Source organism: Micromonospora sp. NPDC048909 (assembly GCF_040649635.1).
GTDB lineage: Bacteria > Actinomycetota > Actinomycetes > Mycobacteriales > Micromonosporaceae > Micromonospora.
The window spans coordinates 30,316-51,527 of sequence record NZ_JBEZFU010000011.1; the positions used below are offsets into that span (position 1 = coordinate 30,316).

The 21,212-nt window shown below is 72.4% G+C and carries 20 protein-coding genes; 5 read left to right on the forward strand and 15 right to left on the reverse strand.

Annotated elements, in window-relative coordinates; all coding sequences use genetic code 11:
• A complete protein-coding gene (locus AB0C04_RS25470) occupies positions 1 to 2,151 on the reverse strand; it encodes a glycogen debranching N-terminal domain-containing protein (protein WP_357058819.1) in 2,151 nt (716 codons plus the stop codon).
• A 115-nt stretch (positions 2,152 to 2,266) separates the two neighbouring features.
• On the opposite strand from AB0C04_RS25470, the gene AB0C04_RS25475 reads away from it, so the two are divergent.
• Positions 2,267 to 3,712, forward strand: a complete 1,446-nt coding sequence (locus AB0C04_RS25475) for a M20/M25/M40 family metallo-hydrolase (protein WP_357058821.1) — start codon at positions 2,267 to 2,269, stop codon at positions 3,710 to 3,712.
• A 61-nt stretch (positions 3,713 to 3,773) separates the two neighbouring features.
• Here AB0C04_RS25475 and AB0C04_RS25480 read toward each other — a convergent pair whose 3' ends face one another.
• The 6 genes from AB0C04_RS25480 to AB0C04_RS25505 form a co-directional block, all read right to left on the reverse strand.
• Positions 3,774 to 4,304 (reverse strand): GNAT family protein, encoded by a 531-nt coding sequence (locus tag AB0C04_RS25480; protein WP_357058824.1) that lies wholly within the window; start codon positions 4,302 to 4,304, stop codon positions 3,774 to 3,776.
• Positions 4,305 to 4,388: 84 nt separating this feature from the next.
• Entirely contained in the window at positions 4,389 to 4,682 is a 294-nt protein-coding gene (locus AB0C04_RS25485) for a DUF6510 family protein (RefSeq protein WP_357058827.1), read from the reverse strand.
• A 16-nt stretch (positions 4,683 to 4,698) separates the two neighbouring features.
• Positions 4,699 to 5,463: a ferredoxin reductase gene (locus AB0C04_RS25490; RefSeq protein WP_357059321.1), complete on the reverse strand. Its 765-nt coding sequence runs from the start codon at positions 5,461 to 5,463 to the stop codon at positions 4,699 to 4,701.
• Positions 5,464 to 5,467: 4 nt separating this feature from the next.
• On the reverse strand, positions 5,468 to 6,058 hold the full coding sequence (locus AB0C04_RS25495) for a sulfite oxidase-like oxidoreductase (protein ID WP_357058829.1): 591 nt from the start codon (positions 6,056 to 6,058) through the stop codon (positions 5,468 to 5,470).
• Between the two features lie 120 nt (positions 6,059 to 6,178).
• Entirely contained in the window at positions 6,179 to 7,198 is a 1,020-nt protein-coding gene (locus tag AB0C04_RS25500) for a TerC/Alx family metal homeostasis membrane protein (RefSeq protein ID WP_350876707.1), read from the reverse strand.
• Between the two features lie 226 nt (positions 7,199 to 7,424).
• On the reverse strand, positions 7,425 to 7,835 hold the full coding sequence (locus AB0C04_RS25505) for a DUF2267 domain-containing protein (RefSeq protein WP_357058833.1): 411 nt from the start codon (positions 7,833 to 7,835) through the stop codon (positions 7,425 to 7,427).
• A gap of 153 nt (positions 7,836 to 7,988) precedes the next feature.
• Here AB0C04_RS25505 and AB0C04_RS25510 point away from each other — a divergent pair, with 153 nt between their 5' ends.
• Together AB0C04_RS25510 and AB0C04_RS25515 are read left to right on the forward strand one after the other, a co-directional pair.
• Positions 7,989 to 8,258, forward strand: coding sequence for a DUF2795 domain-containing protein (locus AB0C04_RS25510; RefSeq protein WP_350876711.1), 270 nt, complete (start codon positions 7,989 to 7,991; stop codon positions 8,256 to 8,258).
• A 97-nt stretch (positions 8,259 to 8,355) separates the two neighbouring features.
• The gene (locus tag AB0C04_RS25515) at positions 8,356 to 8,973 is read left to right on the forward strand and encodes a DUF1345 domain-containing protein (RefSeq protein WP_357058837.1); all 618 of its coding nucleotides are present in this window, start codon (positions 8,356 to 8,358) and stop codon (positions 8,971 to 8,973) included.
• A gap of 239 nt (positions 8,974 to 9,212) precedes the next feature.
• Here the strand turns inward: AB0C04_RS25515 and AB0C04_RS25520 are convergent, their stop codons facing one another.
• From AB0C04_RS25520 to AB0C04_RS25535, 4 genes are all read right to left on the reverse strand, one after another.
• The gene (locus AB0C04_RS25520) at positions 9,213 to 9,878 is read right to left on the reverse strand and encodes a hypothetical protein (protein WP_357058840.1); all 666 of its coding nucleotides are present in this window, start codon (positions 9,876 to 9,878) and stop codon (positions 9,213 to 9,215) included.
• Between the two features lie 121 nt (positions 9,879 to 9,999).
• Positions 10,000 to 10,971 carry a pirin family protein gene (locus AB0C04_RS25525; protein WP_357058842.1) on the reverse strand — a complete coding sequence of 324 codons (972 nt, stop codon included), beginning with the start codon at positions 10,969 to 10,971 and terminating at the stop codon, positions 10,000 to 10,002.
• 482 nt (positions 10,972 to 11,453) lie between these two features.
• Positions 11,454 to 12,050: a hypothetical protein gene (locus AB0C04_RS25530; RefSeq protein ID WP_357058845.1), complete on the reverse strand. Its 597-nt coding sequence runs from the start codon at positions 12,048 to 12,050 to the stop codon at positions 11,454 to 11,456.
• 869 nt (positions 12,051 to 12,919) lie between these two features.
• Positions 12,920 to 13,288 (reverse strand): MazG-like family protein, encoded by a 369-nt coding sequence (locus tag AB0C04_RS25535; protein WP_357058848.1) that lies wholly within the window; start codon positions 13,286 to 13,288, stop codon positions 12,920 to 12,922.
• A gap of 206 nt (positions 13,289 to 13,494) precedes the next feature.
• Here AB0C04_RS25535 and AB0C04_RS25540 point away from each other — a divergent pair, with 206 nt between their 5' ends.
• Positions 13,495 to 14,862 carry a DUF6351 family protein gene (locus AB0C04_RS25540; protein WP_357058851.1) on the forward strand — a complete coding sequence of 456 codons (1,368 nt, stop codon included), beginning with the start codon at positions 13,495 to 13,497 and terminating at the stop codon, positions 14,860 to 14,862.
• A 143-nt stretch (positions 14,863 to 15,005) separates the two neighbouring features.
• Here AB0C04_RS25540 and AB0C04_RS25545 read toward each other — a convergent pair whose 3' ends face one another.
• The 3 genes from AB0C04_RS25545 to AB0C04_RS25555 form a co-directional block, all read right to left on the reverse strand.
• Entirely contained in the window at positions 15,006 to 15,632 is a 627-nt protein-coding gene (locus AB0C04_RS25545; protein ID WP_357058854.1) for a hypothetical protein, read from the reverse strand.
• Positions 15,633 to 15,645: 13 nt separating this feature from the next.
• Positions 15,646 to 17,433: a DUF4012 domain-containing protein gene (locus tag AB0C04_RS25550; RefSeq protein WP_357058856.1), complete on the reverse strand. Its 1,788-nt coding sequence runs from the start codon at positions 17,431 to 17,433 to the stop codon at positions 15,646 to 15,648.
• Between the two features lie 124 nt (positions 17,434 to 17,557).
• On the reverse strand, positions 17,558 to 18,775 hold the full coding sequence (locus AB0C04_RS25555) for a glycosyltransferase family 4 protein (RefSeq protein WP_357058859.1): 1,218 nt from the start codon (positions 18,773 to 18,775) through the stop codon (positions 17,558 to 17,560).
• A gap of 162 nt (positions 18,776 to 18,937) precedes the next feature.
• Between AB0C04_RS25555 and AB0C04_RS25560 the strand changes: the two genes are divergently transcribed.
• The gene (locus AB0C04_RS25560) at positions 18,938 to 19,492 is read left to right on the forward strand and encodes a low molecular weight phosphatase family protein (protein WP_357058862.1); all 555 of its coding nucleotides are present in this window, start codon (positions 18,938 to 18,940) and stop codon (positions 19,490 to 19,492) included.
• Here the strand turns inward: AB0C04_RS25560 and AB0C04_RS25565 are convergent.
• Positions 19,473 to 20,933 carry a polysaccharide biosynthesis tyrosine autokinase gene (locus AB0C04_RS25565; protein ID WP_357058865.1) on the reverse strand — a complete coding sequence of 487 codons (1,461 nt, stop codon included), beginning with the start codon at positions 20,931 to 20,933 and terminating at the stop codon, positions 19,473 to 19,475. The genes AB0C04_RS25560 and AB0C04_RS25565 overlap by 20 nt on opposite strands.
• Positions 20,934 to 21,212 lie beyond the last annotated feature (279 nt).

Sequence of the window (21,212 nt, forward strand, 5' to 3'; positions counted from 1 at the left end):
TCAGCCGGGCGAGAGCCGGATGTAGCCGGTGTTGCCGACCGCCTCCAGCTCCCAGCAGTGGCCGAAGGCCCGGACCCGTTCGGCGCTGATCCGGCCCAGCTCGGCCGGGATGTCCGGGTCGATCTGCAGCTTGCCGTCGACCGGCTCCAGGCCGAGCATCGCCCGGACCAGGGCCAGCGGGGTGCCTGTGGCCCAGGCTTGCGGGCTGCACGCGGTCGGGTAGGCGACCGGACGGATGACCCGTGACCGTGGGAATCCGGCCAGCGCCTCGGGCAGCCGGTGGCCGAGCTGCTCGGCCGCCGCCAGCAGCGCCAGGCTGATCTGGTTCGCCTCCGCCCGGTAGCCGTAGCGGGCCAGGCCGAGCACGGCGAGCGAGTTGTCGTGCGGCCAGACGGTGCCGAGGTGGTAGCCGAGCGCGTTGTAGAGCCGCGCCTCGCGGGAGAGCGTACGGATCCCCCAGCCGGAGAACATGCCGTCCGACATCAGCTGCCGGACCACGGCGTCGGCCCGCTCGCGCGGCACGATGCCGCTCCAGAGAAGGTGCCCCATGTTCGAGGTCTTCGAGTCGATCGGGTTCTTGTCGGCGTCCAGCCCGACGGCGTAGAAGCCCCCGCGCTCCTCGAGCCAGAAGTCCCGGTTGAACCGTTCGTACAGCTGGGCCGCGTCGCTACGCAGCCGCTGGGCCAGCTCCGGGTCGGCGAGCGGCCCGTCGGCCAGCTCGGCCAGCCGCAGCTTCGCGTCGTAGACATAGCCCTGCAGGTCAGAGGTGGCGATGGGCAGCTCGGGAATCGTCCCGTCGGCGAAGCAGACGCCGTCGGGCGAGTCCCGCCAGCACTGGTTGCCCAGCCCCTCCGGCGAGCGGGTGGCGTACTCCACGTAGCCGTCGCCGTCCCGGTCGCCGTAGTGGTCGATCCAGTGCAGCGCCGCGAGCGCCTGCTCGCGCAGGAGTTGGACGGTCTCGTCGTCCCGGGTCCACCGCCAGTACTCCGAGAGCAGGATGAGCCACAGCTGGGTGGCGTCCGCGGTGCCGTAGTTCGGCCCGTACGGCTTCTGCCCGGTGCGGGTGAGCTCGCCGCCGCGGACCTCGTGCATGATCTTGCCGGGTTCCTCGTCGGTGAAGTCGTCGCAGGTCTCGCCCTGCAACCGGGCCAGCGCCAGCAGGGCCCCGCGGGCCAGCGTCGGACCGGCGATCAGGGTCTGGTAGGCGGTGATCAGCGTGTCCCGACCGAAGACGGTGAGAAACCAGGGCAGCCCGGCCCCGGGCAGCATGATCCGCTGGCCCTTGACCTCCAGGTCGAGCCGGAGCGCCGCCAGGTCGTCGCGGGACTGGCGCACCGTCCGTTCCAGCGCGTCGTTGTCGCTGCGCAGCACCGCCCGCTCCTCCGCCCACCGGCGCAGCGGGTCCTCAGCCCGGCGGTGGATCACGTCGGCGATGTCGCCCCGGACCGGCTCCACCACCCCCATCCCGGGCGGCAACGGCACGTGGAGGTCGAGTTCCCACTCCTGCTGTGGTTGGAGGGCGAACGTCCACACCAACTCGTCACCCTCGACCCGGTCCGCCCGCGTCTGGGCGCACACCCGGGTCTGCGCGGTGAACCCCTCACGCTCGTAGCAGAAGCAGAGCTCGGAGCCATCGGCGGCGTGCCGGCGGACAATATGCGCGGACCGGTCGCGGACCCCCGACTTGACCTCGAACAGGTCGGCGAAGTCGGCCTCGACAGCGAGCCGCAGTTCGACCCGGACCGCCTCGGGCGAGAACGAGATCATCGTGATCCGCTCATGGAAGCCGTCACCGACGTAACGCAACCGTCGGACCCCCAGGCTGTTCACCGGCAGACCGGGCAGGTCGGGGTTGGTCAGCACGTACTGCGCCGAGTAGTGGTCGAGAGTGTCCGAAGCCAGCTCCAGCAGTCGACCCCCGTTGACCGACAGCACCCAGCCGCTGATCAGCCGGGTGTCCAGGTGCACCAACCCGCCGATGCTGCCCGGCGGCACGTCGCCGAGCGGGTCGGAGTACATGAAGGTGGGGCCCCTCAGCACGGCCATCGAGTTCGGGCCCAGCTCGGGCGGCATGGCCCGCTGGTCACCGCTCTCGCCGGCGGTGACCACGCCGGGCATGGGGTTCGCGGGCGTCGGACGTCCGGCAGCCATTCCTCCACGCTAGGAAGCACCGGCGGGGTCGTCATCACCCGCACCGGGTGAAACCTGCGCCGATCCACGCCGAACGATATGGACACCGACGGCCGTCGATGGTGAGGTTGCCGTCATGGGAACTGACGACAGCGGCGCCCGACCTACGAGGTCCACCCGCCGCACCTTCCTGTCCGCAGCCACCGCCGCCACCGCCGCCACGGTGGCCGTACCCGCGCTCGCCGACCCGGCCGGCGCCACCGGCAGCAGCGCCCCGCCCGGTCCCGGCCGGCCGGCCCGCCCCCAGTCACCGGACCGAGAGCTGCGCGACCTGCTCCGAGCGGTCGACCAGCGCCGGATCGAGGCGATCGTGCGACGGCTGGCCGCCTTCGGCACCCGGCACACCCTCTCCGACCAGGACGACCCGGAGCGGGGCATCGGCGCCGCCCGGGACTGGATCTACGACCGGATGCGGGAGTACGCCGCCGCGTCCGACGGCCGGATGACCGTCGAGCTGCAGTCCTACATCCAGCAGCCGGCGTCACGGATCCCGGTGCCGACCCGGATCACCAACGTGGTGGCGACCCTGCGCGGGGAGACGTCGCCGAACCGGACGTACGTGGTGACCGGCCACTACGATTCCCGGGCCACCGACGTGATGGACGCGGTCAGCGACGCGCCGGGGGCGGACGACGACGCCTCCGGGGTGGCGGTGGTGATGGAGCTGGCCCGGTTGATGGCCACCCGGCGCACCGCGGCCACCGTCGTCTTCGCCGCGGTGGCCGCTGAGGAACAGGGGCTGTACGGCTCGGCCCACCTGGCCCAGCAGCTCAAGGCGGCCGGCGCGGACGTGCAGGGGATGTTCAGCGACGACATCGTGGGCAGCAGCACCGCCGACGACGGCACCCGCGACCCACACGCCGTACGGCTCTTCGCCGAGGGCGTGCCGACCGCGGAGACCCCGGCCGAGGCGAACACCCGCCGGTCGGTCGGCGGGGAGAACGACTCCCCGTCGCGGCAGCTCGCCCGGTTCGTCACGGATGTGGCCGAGAACTCGGCGACCGGTATGCAGGTCCGGGTGATCTACCGCCGGGACCGCTACCTGCGCGGCAGCGACCACATCTCGTTCCTCGAGCAGGGTTGGCCGGCCGGCCGGTTCACCGAGCCGCACGAGGACTTCGCCCACCAGCACCAGGACGTCCGGGTGGTGGACGGGCAGCAGTACGGCGACCTGCCGGAGTTCTGCGACTTCGGATACATCACCCGGGTCGCCCGGGTGAACGGCGCCGCGCTCTGGTCGCTGGCCCAGGCGCCCGGCACCCCGAAGGGCGCGGTCATCGTCACCACCGACCTCACCAACAACACCACGCTGCGCTGGCAGCGCGGCGACGAGCCGGACCTGGCCGGCTACGAGGTGGTCTGGCGGGAGACCACCGCCGCGGAGTGGCAGAAGGTGATCCCGGTCGGCGACGTCACCCAGGTGACCGTCGACCTGTCCAAGGACAACGTCTTCTTCGGTGTCCGCGCGGTGGGCCGCGACGGCCTGCGCAGCCCGGTGGCGTTCCCCCGGCCGGGCAGCTGACCGGCGGCGCGGGCACCGGCGTCCTGGGAGAGCCGGCCGGACTCGGCCGGCCCTCCCAGGCTCAGCCCGCGGCGGGCGGCGCGGTGATCGCCCACCGCTCGTGGTCGCGCCACGCCCCGTCGATGAACAGGTAGTCCGGCGAGAATCCCTCCAGCCGGAAGCCGAGCTTCTGGGCCACCCGCCGGGACGGCTCGTTGCCCGGCTGGATGTTCGCCTCCAGCCGGTGCAGCCCGAGCGCGGTGAACGCGTGCTCGATCGCCAGCCGGATGCCGGCCGAGGCGTGCCCCGTCCCGTTGAACGGCAGGAACGCCGCGTAGCCCAGGTAGCCGCCGCGCAGCGCGCCCAGCACGATCCCGCTGATGTTCACGTAGCCGGCGATGGCGCCGCTGGCCCGATCGCAGATCAGGTAGCCGGCGCCGTCCCGCCGACGGATCTTCCTCAGGTAGGCCGCGTACTCCTCCGGGCTGCCCGGGGCGGCGAGCCACGGATGGTGCAGCTCGCGGCTGCGGTGCGCGGCGGCGAGGAACTCCGCCTCGTCGGCCGGTCGGGGTCGGCGGATGGCGGCGGGCCCGCCGCTGCGCAGGTATCTCACGGCGGACAACTTTCGCCGCCCGACCGGGACTTGTCCAACCGGTTCCCCGCCGGGGCCGACACCGGGCAGCTGCGGCGGGACGGCCTAGAGCGGGCCGGGGTGCGGCTGGTCGAGCGGCATGGGCACCTGGAGGAAGGTGGTGCCGCGCAGATCCAGCCGGGCCCACTCGGGCGAGCGGACCAGCCGCAGCATGACCTCCGCGCAGTTCGGGCAGCGCGCCACATAGCCGGGGGCGTGCGAGTAGACGCGCAACGCGGCCATCGGGCCCACGGCCCCGCAGTGCTCGCACTGGCCGGTGGCCGTGCTGAGGTCGACGGCGAACAGCTCCCGCAGCGGGCCGTCGAGCATGTTGCCGTCCAGGTAGGACATCTCCGTCATGGGGTCTCCTCGGCGGTCAGCCGGTGGGGCCGAACCGTTCGGTCTTCACCCGGCGGGGCTGGTGTCCCAGCCCGACGAGCAGGTCGGCCACCGTCTCCACGAAGCCGGTCGGGCCACAGACGTAGTTGACCGGCTCCAGGTCGGCCGGCCAGCCGTGGCTGTTGACGTCGGCCAACCCGATCCGGTGCGGTTCTCCCCGCCAGCCCTCCGGCGCCTGGCGGGTGTAGAGGTACGCCACGTCCAGGCCGAGGTCGTCGCGGCCCCGCCGGCGCAGCTCGTCGGCGTAGATCACGTCGTCCGGGGTGCGTACCGAGTAGAGCAGCCGGAACGGGGTGCGGCTGCCGGCCGCCCGTCGGGCCCGGAGCATCGCCATCAGCGGCACGATGCCCGAGCCGCCGCCGACCAGCAGGACGGGCGCGCTCTCCTCGGCCCGCCAGACGAACCAGCCGCCGACCGGCCCGCGTACCTCCACCGGGTCGCCCTCGGCGTAGGTGTCGATCAGGTACGGCGACACCTCGCCGTCGGGCACCCGCTGGACGGTCACCTCGATCCGCGGCCCACCCGGACCGTCGACCACCGGCCCGGCCAGCGAGTACGACCGGGCGGTCTGGTAGCCGTCCGGTGCGGTGAGCCGGATGTCGAGGTGCTGGCCGGGCAGGTGCCCCGGCCAGTCGGACAACTCCAGCACCAGGGTCTGCGCCGTGGGGGTCTCGACCCGACGCTCCACCAGCCGGGCGACCCGCCAGGTCAGCGGAGCCCGCGCCGGGACGCTCACCGCCACCCGCTCAGTCACCCTGGTACCGCTGTTCGCGCCACGGGTCGCCGTAGTCGTGGTAGCCGGCGGTCTCCCAGAAGCCGGGCCGGTCCGAGGTCATCAGCCGGATGCCGCGCACCCACTTGGCGGATTTCCAGAAGTAGAGGTGCGGCACCAGCAGCCGGGCCGGGCCGCCGTGCTCGGCCGGGAGGTCGGCGCCGTCGAAGGTGTGCGCCACCCAGGCCCGTCCGCCGCGCAGGTCGTCCAGCGGCAGGTTGGTGCTGTAACCGCCGTAGGAGTGGGCGAGCGCGTAGTGCGCGTCGGTCTCGATCCCTTCCAGCAGCGTGTCCAGCGAGACGCCCTGCCAGTTGGTGCCCAGCTTGGACCAGCGGGTGACGCAGTGGATGTCGACGTGCGGCGTCTCCTGGGGCAGCGACATCAGCTCCGACCAGGACCAGCTGTACTCGGCGCCGGTCTCCGTGCTGATGACGAACTCCCAGGTGTCCAGCGGCACCTTCGGCGTCGGGCCGGCGGAGAGCACCGGGAAGTCCTGGGTCAGGTACTGCCCCGGCGGCAGCGCCGGCTCCGACGAGCGGGGGCGGCCCTGGAAGCCTGGAGACACAATTCCCACTCGTCAGTCGTACCACCCGCGGGGGCCGGACGGGTCCGTTCCCCCCGTACCGCCTGGTGTCTGGGCGTGGCGCGCGGCCGCCGGGTCGGGCGGCGGCCGCGCGATGCGGCGTCACCGCCGCTCGGCGACCACCTCCGGCTCGGCCGGCTGCCGGTCGCGGGTGGCGCGCAGGCTGGTGAGCGTGACGACCACCAGCACGCCGATGATGACGCCGAGCGACGCCAGCGTGGGGATCTCCGGGACGCCCTTCCAGATGCCGTGCGCCCAGTGCAGGCCCAGCTTCAGGCCGATGAACGCCAGGATGATCGCCAGGCCGTAGCTGAGGTGCACCAGCCGGCTGAGCGCGGCGTGCAGCACGAAGTAGAGCGCGCGCAGGCCGAGCAGGGCGAACGCGTTGGTGGCGAAGACCAGGTAGGGATCCTCGGTGATGCCGTAGACGGCGGGCACCGAGTCGACCGCGAAGACCACGTCGGTGGCGAGCACGGCCACCACCACCAGGGCGAACGGCGTCAGCGTCCGGCGGCCGGCGTCCCGGATGGTCATCCGGGTGCCGTGGTAGTCGTCGGTGACCGGCATGAACCGGCGCAGCAGCCGCACCGACCGCATCTTGTTGATGTCCACCTCCTGCTGGTGCCCGGAGAGGGCGTCGCGCAGCAGCTTCACCGCGGTGGCGATGAGGATGATCGCGAAGAGCAGGAAGGCGAAGTCCAGGGTCTCCAGCGCGGCGGCGCCGAGGGCGATGAAGACGGCGCGGAGCACGAGCGCGCCGGCGATGCCGTAGAGCAGGACCCGCTGGGCGAGCACCGCCGGGACCGCGAAGGCGGCCAGCAGGAGCATGAAGACGAAGAGGTTGTCGACCGAGAGCGACTTCTCGACCAGGTAGCCGGTCAGGTACTGCACGCCCAGCTCGGAGCCGTAGCGGTTCCAGACCCAGGCGCCGAAGGCCAGCGGCAGGGCGATGTAGAACGCCGACCAGCCGAGCGCCTCGCGGAGGGAGACCTCGTGCGGGCGGCGGGTGACCAGGAAATCCAGCACCAGCAGCACGATCACACCGGCGATGGTCACCCCCCACAGCATGGGGGTGCCGACCGTCGACAGCTCGGCGGCGGAAAGGTACGACAGCTCAGTCATGGAGCCTCCTCGAACACCGTGTCATGTTCGAGGTCTCCTTCACCCACCTTTGCGTGGGCAACCACCCGAGGCGTGCCGGGCACGCCGTACTGACCGGAATGGTTCGTGGGAAGTACTCCCCTCGTGGGCACAAGGTTAGGTCAGGCTCAGACGGTGCGCCAAGCGGGGCCACCCTACGCGTGTCGATGGTTGCCCAGGTCAACGGCTGCTCCCGCTCCCGCCGTGGTCAGCCGCGGCGCAGCGTCGCACCGGGAGCCATCGCCGGCTCGACCATGTCCCGGTAGTCGCGCGGGAGCTGGACCACCACGTCGTCGAACTCGCCGCCGGTGATCGCCTCCCGCAGCGTGGTGAGGACCGCGCGAATGGCGTCCCGTGCGGCCGGCTCGTCCACGCCGGCCCGCTCGCCGACCCGGGCGACGAACTCCGCGGCCCCGAACCGGTCCGCCGCCTCGGTGCCGGGCCCCGGCTTCAGCACCACCTGCAGCGGCTTCGGCAGCTGCGCGGCCAGGTCCAGCACCTCGCCGCCGGTCAGCCGCTCCGCCAGTGTCACCAGCGTGGCCCGGGTCAGGGTTACGGCCTGCTCCGACGAGGTTCGGGTCCGCTGGGCCACCTGGTCGACAAAGGTGTCGTAGTTCATCGCGTACTCCTCGGGCTGCGTCGGAGCCTGCGGGTACCCGCGGCGCACCGGCGGAAACGAGGCCGGATTTCCCCGCCGGCCGGGCGTGACCGGCCGGCGGGCGGGTAACCGCCGCCGGTCGTGACCGGATCGATGCCGCGAGGAGCCGACCTAATGGCGAGCTACGCCGACGTCCTGCAGTACCTGTCGAGCCTGGACTACCCGGCCGAGAAGGACGACGTGATCCGCGAGGCCGAACGTGAGGGCGCGCCGCCCGACGTGCTGCGCGCGCTGCGGGCGCTGCCGCCGGTGGACTACGCCAACGGCAACGAGGTGGCCCGCTCGGCCGGCATCGAGGCCGCCCCCGAGCTGAGCCCGTCGCAACGCGCCGCGCAGGCCCGCGACCGGCACCCACGGGTCTCCCAGCACCTGCGCGGCATCTGACCCGGCCGTGCCCGGACCTGCGCCGGGGGACGACGACGGGCAGCGGGTAACGGCAGCCGAATCCCGGCCGGGACCACCCGACGGGCACACCCCGGCGGTGGTCCAGATCGCGGTGGTGGCGGTGGTCGGGCTCGCCGTGGGTGGCGTCTTCGGCGCCCTGGTGTCTCCGCCGCTCGCACCGCTGGTCGGCTGGGACGCGGCCGCGGTGACCTGGCTCGTCATCGTGTGGCGCAAGATCTGGCCGCTGGACGGCGTGCAGACCGCCCGGCTGGCCGCGCACGAGGACCCCAACCGGGCGATCCGCGACGTGGTGCTGCTCGGCGCCGGTACGGCCAGCCTGCTCGCGGTGCTACTGGTGGTGGGTACCGCCGACACCACCCCGCCGGGCCCGCTGCGCGACCTCTACGGCGGCGCCGGGGTGCTGAGTGTGCTGCTCTCCTGGCTGGTGGTGCACACCGTGTTCGCCGCCAGGTACGCCCGGGTCTACTACACCGGGCCGGACGGCGGGGTGAACTTCCACCAGTCGCTGCCACCATGCTACGTGGACTTCGCGTACCTGGCGTTCACCGTCGGAGCCACCTTCCAGGTGTCGGACACCAACCTGACCAGCCCGGAGATGCGCCGGACCGTCCTGATGCACTCGATGCTGTCGTACCTGTTCGGGGCGTTCGTCATCGCGGTGACGGTGAACCTGCTGGCCGGCCTGGCCACGTGACGAGGGCAGCCGAACGTGGACCGCGGAGACAGGCGGGCGCCCCAGGCCGCGAACCGCGACCGGGGGCGCCACGCAAGATACCTGTCCCTGGTGGTAGCCGCGGCCCGAACCGGGCCGCGACCACCAGGCGGTAGAAACGCCCGAACCGGGCGGGCATGACTGCCTCGATCATCATACCGTGCAACATCATCCGAACGGCTGATTTTTGGCAGACTGTGGGCCAGGGCACTATCGCCGGGTCAGCTCATCACCTCGGCGTACCGCTGCTCCAGGTCGACCCGGGCGAGCGCGCCCACCAGCCAGGCGAGCCGTTCGGACTCGCCACTGCCGGCCAGTCCGGCCAGGTCGCTGGCGGATCGTCCCAGCCCGAGCCGGCGCGCCGCGACCAGCGCCCGCCGGTCGGCGACCGGCGCCACCTCACGCCAGAGCGCCTGCGCCTCGCGCAGGAACAGCTCGACCACCTGCCCGTCCACTCCGGGCAGCTCGCTGAGCAGCTCCCGCTCCAGGCGCGGGTCGTAGTGCGCCTTCGCCCGCAACCGCCGCAGGTCGCCCCGGTAGCGGTCGACCACGACGCGGGCGAGGTCGCCGAGCACGTCGGCGACCGCGTCGACGTCACCGCGTTGCCCGGCGGCGCGCAGCACCCGTACCCGGGACTCGTGCAGCGAACGGGCCAACCGCGCGGCGCTGTCCCACCCCTCGTCGCGCAGCGCCCGCGCGCTCTCCACCGCACGCCGGAAGTCGCCCCGCCGGGCCAGCAGGACCGACAGGTAGAGCACTTGAAAGAGGCTCGCCGGGTTGTTGGTGACCTGGAAGCCGTACTGCTCGGCGAAGCCACGGCTGCTTCCGGCGAGCCGGCGTACCAGACGCTTCTTGTCCTCGATGCTGGAGATCGCACTGGTCGGCATGCCGGCGACTACCCGCGCCACCGCCGGTCACACGCCGGGCGGTCAGCCTTGGCCAGCCGCCGGGCGCTCGGCCTTCCGGCCCGCCGCCGGGTGATCAGCCTTCCGGCCCGCCGCCGGGCGGTCAGCTTCGGATGTCGCCGCTGCGGTCGCGGGCCTTGAGCCGGGTGGTGGGCAGTGCCGGGGCGGGCAGCGGCGGCGCGGGATCGTCGGCGACCACGCCGAAACGCCGCCCGGCCATCCAGTCCTCGCGCGCGGCGGCCACCTCCTCGTGCGAGCGACCCACGAAGTTCCACCACATCACCAGCGGCTCCTCGAAGGGCGCACCGCCGAGCAGCATCAGCCGGCTGCCCGGCTCGCCACGCAGGGTGAACCGGTTCCGCCCGATGCCGAGGTAGAGCAGCGCGCCCGGCGCGAACGGCACCCCGTCGACCTCCGCCGAGCCGGACATGGCCAGCAGCCCGTACTCGAAGTCGGGGCGCAGCGGCAGGTCGACCGGCGCCGGCCCGGCCAGCTCGAGCTGCGCGCCGACCAGCGGGGTGTGCACCACTGCCGGGGACCGCTCGCCGGCGATCTCGCCGACCAGGAGCGTGACGTCCAGGCCGCCGTCCTGCCAGCGGGGCAGGTCCGCGTGATGGGCGAAGTCGGCGCTACCGGCCCGCGCCGGGTCTGGCAGGGCCACCCAGAGCTGAACCCCGTGCATCACCGGCGGGTGCGCGTCGGGCGACCGTTCCGAGTGGGCGATGCCCTGCCCCGAGGTCATCACGTTCAACTGGCCCGGCCGGATCGGCTGGACGTTGCCCAGGCTGTCGCGGTGCAGGATCTCCCCGTCCAGCAGCCAGGTCACCGTCTGCAGACCGGTGTGCGGGTGCGGCGGCACCTCCATCCCGGGGCGCTGCGCCACATCGTCCGGCCCGAAGTGGTCGACGAAGCACCAGGCGCCGACCATCCGACGCTGCCGCTGTGGCAGCAGCCGCCGCACCGTCGTGTACCGCCCCAGCGGCACGTCGTGGCCGGGCAGCAGCACGCTGCCGGGATCGACGGCGGCCACGCCAGGCGGTCGGGTCTGCGCCGGCATTGATTCGGTACGTTCCACCGCCCGACTGTACTGCGGGCCCGATCGGCGGCGGCGGCCCTTCCCCGCCTCCGTCCCCTGGTCAGTAGCGGTCCTCGGTGCGGCGGGGCGGATGACGCCTCTCCCCAGCCCGCCGCGGACTATGCGCGGCACGGCGCTCCCAGTCGCCGAGCCCGGAACCCTTTGACCACAGCGCGAACGCCGCACCCCTGCGGATCTTGGACAGTTCCCGTCGGCAGTTAACGGAAACTGTCCAAGATTCGGTGGCGCAACCTGCTCGCGGGGCCGCGCGTCGGTCTGCCGGCGGTGACCGGTCGACCGGGTGCCAGCCTTTGGTCGGCCGCAACGCAGGCTGGCACCGGGGTGGCGGGGACGCCAGCCAGCACCATGCAGACGTGCGTCCGGCGGTACCTGATGGGACGCCGCCCGTCGCTCTCGGATACGCCGCTGGCCGGCACCCGTGTCAGGGTGCCGGCCAGCGGTCAGGTCATGCGATGTGGTTGTCAGTTGTTCCAGTGCTGGGCGACGAGGTCGGCGGCCTGCTGCTCCCACTGGGCGTAGGCGTCCGGGTAGGCCGACACCTGCACCGTCTGCGCGGCCTCGGTCAGCGGCATGTCCTGCCACCCGTCGACCTGCTTGAGACCCTTCTGGAACGCCATCGTCGAGTACTCGGGGTCGGTGATCTGCTCCGGGGTGCCCCAACCACTGGAGGGGCGCTGCTGGAACAGACCCAGCGAGTCATGATCATTCATGTCGCCGAGGTGGCCGAGGTTCTCCAGCTTCGACTCCTGCAGGCTCGTGGCGATCGAGATGACCGCGGCCCGCTCGTCCAGACCCGACTTCTTCGTCGCCGCGATGATCGCCTTCACGTTCTTGGTCTGCTCGTCGTTCAGGTCGATACGGGACTGGGTGCCCTGGGTGCCGTGCGGGATCAGCTTGGCGGTGTCCACGCCCGGCTTGTCGGCCTGCACCGCCACGGCGGTGGGCTTGGCGTCCACGGCCGGCGCCGCGGCGTGCGCGGCGACGGGGCCGGCGAAGATCCCACCGGCGAAAGCCAGACCAGCAACACTCAGAACGCTCTTACGCATGATCGTGTTCATGGGAAGCTCCAATTCGGGGGTAGACACCCACACCACCGATAGGGGTCGGCAACGTGCGCGGGTGTGCAGCACCTCGACAAGGCGCTCAACAAACAGAGGGGAAAGTCTTCAGGCCGGGCCACACATTCCGGGGCTCATCGACCAGGGGGATCCGACGTCCGGGGCCGGGGGCCTCGCGGTGCCGGGTCCAGATGTAACGACCGGCGGCCCGCCATCATTCCGGGGGGCCGGCTCGTCGGCCGGGACCAGATGTAACGACCGGCGGTCCGCCGTCATTCCGGGGGCCGGACCACCGTCGGCGACCGGGTGAACCGGCCGGCGGGCGGGGCTGCCACCTCGGCCGTCGCGGATATTCAACGACGCCGGGCCACCCATCATTCCGGCCCCCGGATGCCCCCGGCCACACCCCAAAACGCCCATACGACCGCTCGCGGGGCACCCACACCTGGAGCGAACGGGACAACCGACCCAGACCACGCGACGGACACGCCCCCGACCAGACCACCTACCCGGGGCAAGGACCGCAACGGCCGATCGCCGCGGCCCGACAGCCGGCGGCGCCAGTGGCTGACGGCGAGCAGCCTCCGGGGACTCCCAAGGCCGCGCGACTGGCGGAAGCGTGCAGAGGGTCAGCTGATCGACTCGGGATCACTGATGTCGGAGTCACCGGTGAACCGGACACCCCGACATGACAGACCCGGGCTCCATCAAACCGGCCAGCCGCCACTCCAGATCGCCGACATGGCGGTACCCGCGCTGGCAGGACACCGCCATGTCGGCCAAACGGAGTGGATCAAGCGCGGAGATCATTGGCGCAACCGGGGGTTCCGTGGCCAGGGGCGGGAGCCGTCCGGACCGGGTCGCTCGGGTCAGGTCGGCTCGGGAGTGTCCGCGATCCGGCCGAGGACCTTGGTGGCACATCGGTCGAGGACGGTCCGCGCGTCCAGGCCGAGGCTCTCGATGGCGACGATGGCGGTGAAGGCGACGTCGGCCAGTTCGGCGGCCACGTCCTCCCGGGTATGCGTCACGCCCTTGCGCGGGTTCTGCCCCAGCAGTCCGATCCAGGCACCCGCGGCCTCCCCCGCCTCCTCGGTGAGCTTGAGGATGCGGCAGGTGAGTTCCTGCTGCCCGGTTCCGTTGGCCGCGTCCAGCCACGCGCGGGAGGCACGCGCCGCGACCCAGATCGGATCGAGGCCGGAAGCCGGATCGCCCGGTGACAGCGAGGAGGAGTCGTTCACGCCGCCCAGTGAACCGGACGAGCCGGTGGCCCACACACGGGGACGGCTCGGCCGATGGGCGGAAGGTTGGCCGATGGGCTGATCGGAAGGTCAGACAGCCATTGACAGTGCTCGACGCCGGTCCTAGGTTCAGGGCGCTACCGGCCGGTAGGCATCCGTCCCGCCTGGTCGCCCCGGTGGGCGACACCCGTCCGAGGGGGAGCACGATGCTGTCCTCGTCCGCCCGCAGCCTCCGCCGTCTGATCGCCGCCGCCGCGACCCTGGCCCTCGTGGTCGGGCTGGCCGGCGCCGCGCCGGCAACCGCCGCCGACCGCGGCTCCGGCGACACGCAGCCGCTGCCCGGCTACACCATCGAGAATCCGCCCCTGGCGCCGCTGGTGGTGGGCGGCAAGCCCACCGTGGTACGTCAGGGCGTGCACCGCCACGCCGGCTACATCATCGAGGTCCCGGCCCGGTGGAACGGCGACCTAGTGATGTGGGCGCACGGCTACCGGGGCCAGGAGAACGTGCTCACCACCGAGACGCCCGGTTTCGGCCTGCGGCAACGCCTGCTGGAGCAGGGGTACGCGTGGGCGTCGTCGTCGTACGACCGCAACGGGTTCAACATCCGCTCCGGTGTGCTGAGCACGAAGGATCTGGCCGACCACTTCGCCCGGGCGGTGAAGCGCCCACACCGGACGTACCTGACCGGGGTGTCGATGGGCGGATACGTCACCGCCCGCTCGCTGGAGCAGTACCCCGGCTACTACGACGGGGCGTTGCCGATGTGCGGGGTGCTGGGTGACCAGACGTTGCTGGACTTCTTTCTCGACTACAACCTGGTCGCTCAGGCGCTCGCCGGGGTGCCCGCCTATCCGACGCCGGCGGACTACCTGACCAACGCGGTGCCGCGGATCCAGGCGGCCCTGGGTCTGGCCGGGCTCACCCCGACCGGCCCGGACACCACCAACGGGCGGGGAAAGCAGCTGCGGGACATCACGGTCAACCGCTCCGGCGGTCCGCGTCCCGGCGCGACGGCGGCCTTCGCGGTCTGGAAGGACTTCCTCTTCTCGATCAGCGTCACCAGCGGTGGCGACTCCCCCGCCGAACGTCCGAGCCAGCTCTCCACCAACCTGTTCACCCGCTACGCGCCGAACAGTCCGGTCGACGTGAACGCCAGCGTGCAGCGGGTCGCGCCCGAGAACCTGCGCCAGCGGCTGCTGCCGACGCTCACCGAGGTGCCGCGGATCGCGGGCCAGCCGACCGCGCCGGTGCTCAGCCTGCACGGCCTCGGCGACCTGTTCGTACCGTTCTCGATGGAGCAGACGTACGCCGCGGACGTGGCGCGGCACGGCCGGAGCTGGCTGCTCGTGCAGCGGGCGATCCGGTCGACGCAGCACTGCGAGTTCACCCCGGACGAAGCCGGCGCCGCCTGGGACGACCTGGTCTCCTGGGTCCGCACCGGCAAGCGGCCGGCCGGCGACACGGTGACCGATCGGGCGGCGGTCGCCGCCACGGACTACGGCTGCCGGTTCAGCGACCGGGCCGCGTACACGGCGGGCGTCGGCACCCGCCGGCTCTATCCCGCCTGCTGACGCTCGAGCGTGGACCGTGCCGCCGGGCGAGCGCGATGGACGTTCGCCGGCGGCGGGTGACGCCAAGAGGCTGGCGCCCGTCGGAGTGAACTCCGACGGGCGCCAGCCATGGTTCTCCGGGCCCTACCCGGAACGGTGCCGCGTCAGCGCGCGGAACCCATTCCGAACCGGCCACGGCTGCGCCAGGCCAGCGTCAGGAGCAGCAGCACCGCGCCCGCGCCGACCATCCCGCCGCCGATCTTCATCGGCGTGCCCAGGCTGGCGCCCGTGACGGGCAGCGGAGGCTGCGGCCGGTCCAGCACACGCAGTTCGGTGCTGGCCGTCCGGTCGGACTCCCGGCCGGTCGCGGTGAAGGTCAACAGACCTGTCACGTGCGGCTTGTAGCTCTTGGTGAACCGGCCCCGCGAGTTGGTGTACGCCGTGAAGCTCAGCGGCGCGCTAGCCTGGTAGGCCACCGGCGCCATCGCGACGGTGCTGCCGTCACTGCGGCGCGGCTGGTTCGCCGCCGGAGCCGCCAGCGGGGTCACCGAGACCACGATGTCGACCGTCTCGTTCGGGCCGAAGTTGCGGCCGGTGAGGACCACGGTCTCGCCGAGGTTGATGGTCGGCCGGTTCACGGTGAGCGACGCGGGCTGCGGGGCGTACGGCGGTGGTTGTGGCGTGTCCGTGACTGTTGGCGCCGGCTGCGGCTGGGCCGCCCCCGCTGCGGTCGGCACGGCCACCACGGCCAGACCGACCGTGAGCGCCATGATGATGCGGGATAGCCGCATGATTGGTTCCCTCCTACTGGTCACAGCTTGGTGCGGTATCTACTTGGGTGGTCCATGGGGTGGCCGTGGGGGTTAGCCACAGCTCGGCCTTTCCTGTGCCGGTCTTCTTTCCGGTCAGGACGGTTACCTCCAGGTCCCGGCTGGCGCCGGGGCCGACCTCCACGTTCGCCGTGGCGACCTGGCGGCCCCGTTCGGTGCCGCTGCCCACTGCCGCCTCGGCCCCGTCGAGTCGGGCGTCGACCACCGCCCCACCCGCCGGACTGAAGACCGACACCAGCGTGCGGACGGTGTACGGGTCACCCGCCAGGCCGAGGCCGAGGACCGATTTGCTGAGACCGGACTTCGGCGCCGTCGAGCGCAGGGTGACCCGCAGCCGGAGTTCACGGCGACCGTCGGACCGGCATTCGCCGACCGCCAGCGTCGCCGCCGGACGCAGGTAGTAGCCGAGCTTCGCGCCGCTGCCGTCGTTGAGGAACACGCCGACCGTTGGCACGGTGTCCTGTTCCGGAAGCGTCCCGGCCATCCGGCTGTCGCCGACTGTCCGCTGTTCCTCCGGGTGGGCACTCCAGAACAATATCCGGCGTTCCGTGATAGCACGGTCGAATCCGGACAACAACACCCTTGGGTTGACATTCTTCTTAAAGAGCGCGTCGAAGACCGCAGCCGCCGAGGCGGCGAAGTACTCGTCCTGCTGCTTGTTGCCGAGCCGTTGGTAGGTCTCGTTGAGCAGGGTCCGCACCGCGGTGTCGCTGGCCAGCGGCACCGCGCCGGGCACCAGCACCGGACCGGTGGCCTTGAGCAGATAGGAGAGCACCACCGGGTCGACGGCCAGCACGCCGTCGACATTCGTCCCGGTCTTGCGGCGGAACATCTCCCGGTAGAGGGCGGCCGCCGTCGGGAAGTGCGGGGTGAGGTTGACATCGGCCGGGTAGATGCCCGGCAGGTCGGTCCAGAGCCGGCGCACCTCCTTGGTCAGCGGCAGCGGCGGGGTGAACTGGCCGAGCGAGGCGCTGCTGTCCTGGCGCCCCATCCGCACCCGGCCGCCCTCGGCCTCGATCACCGCGTACGCGCCGAACATGCCGCCGGTGGCGCGCAGCTCCGCCAGGTTCTGCGACACCAGCAGGTATCGGCGGGCCCCGTTGGCGCCGAGCAGCGCCGGCAGCAGTCGCGCGCCCTGGTCGGCCGCCGAGGTCAGGCCGGCCAGCCGATCGATCTCCCCGCGCAGGTCGGTGAGGGCCTGGCGGACCTGGCTGACCAGGCCGTCGCCGGAGACCGCAGCCAGGTCGCGCCGCGTCTGCTGGACCGCCTCGTTCGCGGTGGACAACTCGGCGGAGACACTGCGGAGCCGGCCCACGTCGAGCCGCCCCTCGGTCGGTACCAGGCTGGTCAGGTCGGCTCGGAGCAGCGTCGGAAAGGCCTGGCGCGCCAGGTCGTCGACGGCCACCGCGATCTGCCGCACCGCGCCGAGGTCGTCCCCGGCCAGCGGCGCACGCCGGCCGATCCACCACCCCGGATCATCGGTGGCACCGCGTGCCGCACCAGCCTGGTCCTGCAACGCCGCGAGGGTGCGCTGGGCCCGTTCGGTGTCCCCACCCACCACCTGCGCGCTGAGTTCCCGGGCCAGGCCGGCGGCGTTCAACAGGTGGGCCCGGGCCTGCCAGCCACGGAACCCCACCCAACCGCCGGTCACCAGCAGCAGGGAGCCGACCACCAGGCCCGCGAGCAGGACGCGTCGCAGGCGGGCGCGCCTGCGACGGCGGGACCGGCTCCGCCGACGATGGGATCGTACGCTCTCCGTCACTCCACACTCCCCGTTCCTGGAACCGGACAAGAAGGCCCATACCTTCGATGTTCCTAACAGCTGACGCCCGATAACGTGACGTTATGGCGGTTCTCGCCCGTTACGCGAGGTTTGTTCGTGCCGCTCAGTGGCGGGAAACGCGGGCCGCCACGGCGTCGCGGAGCATCCGCTCGATGCGGTCCACGCCCGCCGGCAGCGACATCTCACGCAGGTACGCCTCCCGCCCGCGACGGCCCATGTCGGTCCGGGCCGGCGGCGGAATCGTGGCGGCGAGCCAGAAGCGGTCGGCGAGGCTGGCCCAGTCCTCGGGTGGGCAGGAGAGCCCGGCCCGGGCCCGCTCCACCAGCTCGGCGGTGTCGCCACCGGCGGAGGCGACCACCGGTGCCGCGCAGGAGAGCGCCGCCTGCAACTTGCCGGGTACGGTCCCGTTCAACTCGGGCAGGTCGCGCTGCATCACCAGCTGGTAGTCGGCGGCGGCGTAGAGGTCCGGCATGTCCACCGGCGAGCGCCGCTCGACGAACCGGACGTTGTCGGCGCGCAGTTCGGCGGCGAGCCCCCGCACCCGCCGCTCGTCCGCGCCCGAACCCACCAGGACCAGGTCCAGGGTGCGGTCGAGGGCAGCCGCCGCCCGTACCGCGGTCTCCAGCCCCTGCCGGGCACCGATCGTCCCGGCGTGCATCACCACGCAGCGGCCGTCCCGGCGGACCAGCTGGCGCGCCGCCGGGCTCGGTCGCGCCGGTTGGAAGATCCGCTCGTCGGTCCAGTTGAGCACCACCGAGACCCGGGCCGGGTCGGCGCCCCCGGTCACCACCAGCTTCCGCATCGACGGCGCGACGACGGCTATCCGGTCCGCGGCCCGGTAGGTCCGCGCCGTCGCGGCACCGATCCGGGCGGCCCACCGCGCGTCGCCGCCGGTGGCCTCCTCCGGCCAGACGTCCTGCACGTGCAGGACGGCGGGCACCCGCCCGAGCAGCCGCAGTACGCCTGCGGCGGCGAAGCTGGTGGCCGGCAGCTGGAAGACATAGAGGGCGTCGATGCCGGCGAGGAACCGCCGGGCGACCAGCGCGGCGCTGCCGGCGAAGGAGAGGTAGCTGGCCATCCGCGCGCCGGTGGACCCGTCGCCGCCGGAGTACCGGGGTACCCGCCGGACGGCCAGCCGCTCGCTGTGCGTCTCGTGCCGCCACCGCTGCCGCCAACCCGGGTAGACCTGCCCACCCGGGTAGTCCGGGAAGCCGGTGAGCACCCGGACCTCGTGCCCGCGCGCGGCCAGCTCCTCGGCGAGGCTGCCCGGGATGAAGGCCGGCTCCGGCGGAAAGTGGTACGACAGGATTCCGATCCTCATCGGGTCACCGCCGGGCGGATCGCCGGCACCGGCGCGGCAGCGCGGCGTTCGGAGACCGGGCCCGCGTACGATGCGGGCAACCCCTCCGCGTCCGGCCGCGACCGCCGGCGCTCCGCCGTCGCGGCGAGCCTGCCCGCGACGGCACCGACGAGAGGGGTCCCGATGACCGACCGGGTGCTGTTCGTCTGCCACGCCAACCTGTGCCGCTCGCCGATGGCCGAGTTCCTGGCCCGGCGACTGCTGGCGGGAAGGCCGGTGACGGTGGCCAGCGCGGGCACCGACGCGCTCGAAGGGTTGCCGATGCACCCGTACGCCGCGGATGTCGCGGCGGAGACCGGTGCGGACCCGACGGACTTCCGCACCCGCCGGCTCGCGGCCGATCTGCTGGCCGGCGCCACGCTGGTGCTGACCGCGACCCGGCGCCAGCGATCGGTGTGCACCTCGCTGGCGCCGGCCGCGCTGCACCGGACCTTCACCCTGCGCCAGTTCGGCCGGCTGGCGGCCGCGGCGGAGCCGCCGGAGGAGATCGCCGGCGACCCGCTGCGGGCCGCGGTCGAGGCCGCCGCCCGGGCCCGGGGGCGGCTGCAACCCGCCGCCCCCGGCATGGACGACCTGCGGGACCCGATCGGCGGCACGGCCGCCGACTTCCGAAGCTGCGCCGAGGAGATCGAACGGTCGATGCGACCCCTCGCGGCGCTCATCGGGGCAGCCGGGTGAGTTCCTGCGTACGGTCGCTGACGCCGTTCACCCCGGTGCCCTCGGCGTGCCGGGGGGTGGCGGCCCGGTCGGTCGGCACCGAGGGCGTCTCCGCCGCCGCGACCACCCGGTAGGCCTCGTACTGGTACGCCTCGGCCTTGGGCATCTTGGCCATGTTGAGCACGCAGCCGAGCAGCCGCACCGAGACCGAGTGCAGCGCGCGGGCGGCGGCGGCCACCTGGGTCCGCGAGGTCCGCCCCTGCTGGCTGACCAGCAACGCGCCGTCGGCCTGGACCGCCACCACCACGCCGTCGGTCACCGCGAGCAGCGGCGCGGTGTCGATGATCACGATGTCCGCGGACTCGCGCAGGGCCAGCAGCAGGTCCGCCATCGCCTTCGAACCGAGCAACTCGCTCGGGTTCGGCGGGGCCGAGCCACTGGGCAGCACGAGCAGGGACTTGTCCCCCCAGCGCTGCACCACGTCGCCGACCTGGACGTCGCCCACCAGCACGTCGGTGAGACCGACGCCGGCGTCGATGCCCAGATAGTCGTCGACCTTGGGACGGCGCAGGTCGGCGTCGACCAGCAGCACCCGCCAGCCCGCCTCGGCGAGCGCGATGGCCAGGTTGCAGGAGAGCGTGGTCTTCCCCTCCCCCTGCAGGGCACTGGTGACCGCGATGACCCGGGCCGGCTCGTGCACGTCGACGAAGCGCAGGTTGGTGCGCAGCTTGCGGACCGCCTCGGCGCGCGAGGAGGTGGCCGCGTCGCCGACGATCAGCGGCGCCGAGCGGGCACTGCCCTCGAACGGGATCTCGCCGAGCAGTGGGCTACCGGTGGCCCGCTGCAGGCCCGCCGCGTCGCGCAGCCGCACGTCGGCCACGCCGCGCAGGATCGCCAGCGCGACGCCGAGGAGCAGACCGATCAGTCCGCCGAGCGTCAGGTTGCGCACCGGCTGGGGCGAGACCGGACTGGAACTGACCCGGGGCCCGCTGACCACCTCGATCTTGATCGGCGCCTTGCCCTCCGGCGGTGTCTCGACCCGCTGTACGAGTTCGACGAACTTGGTCGAGAGGGTCTCGGTGACCTTCAGCGCCCGGGTCTGGTCCGTGTCGGTCACCGACGCGCGCAGCAGGACGGTGCCCGCCTCGGTCGAGGTGCTGACCCGGCGCTGTACCTCGTCGGCGGTCAGGCCGACCGGGTTCTCGGCCACCACACTCTGCGCCAGCCGGTCGCTGGTGAGCAGGTCGGCGTACGACTTGACGCGCTGCTGAAGGAAGAGGCCGCCCTGGTAGGCGTCCGAGACACCCTGGTTCGGTGTGGTGACGAAGAAGGTCACCGAGGCGACGTACCGGGGTTGAGCCCGGACGGTGAGGAACGCGCTGACACCCAGGGCCACCATGACGGTGACCAGCACGACCCACCAGTGCCGGCGTACGTGGCGAAGTTGGCGAAGCAGGTCCATCAGGCGCGCCTCCGTGCCAGGCCGGTAACGCCAAAGAACTTCACGAAAACCCCCAAGGTCGTCTTTAACTCGTGAAACTATTAAAGCGGCTCATGCGACTTATGTCCGGAGTTATGCGTTTTTGGGGACGAGAGGCGTGCCCGAAATACCAACCCGGCAAACAGCCATTCGGCATCGGCGTACCGGCGGGAAAAGTACGACCAGTCCACTCCCTCGACCGCTCGGCCGCGCGGTCGCCCGACCAACCCCGGGCGGATAGGGTCGGTGACGGTGTGCCGG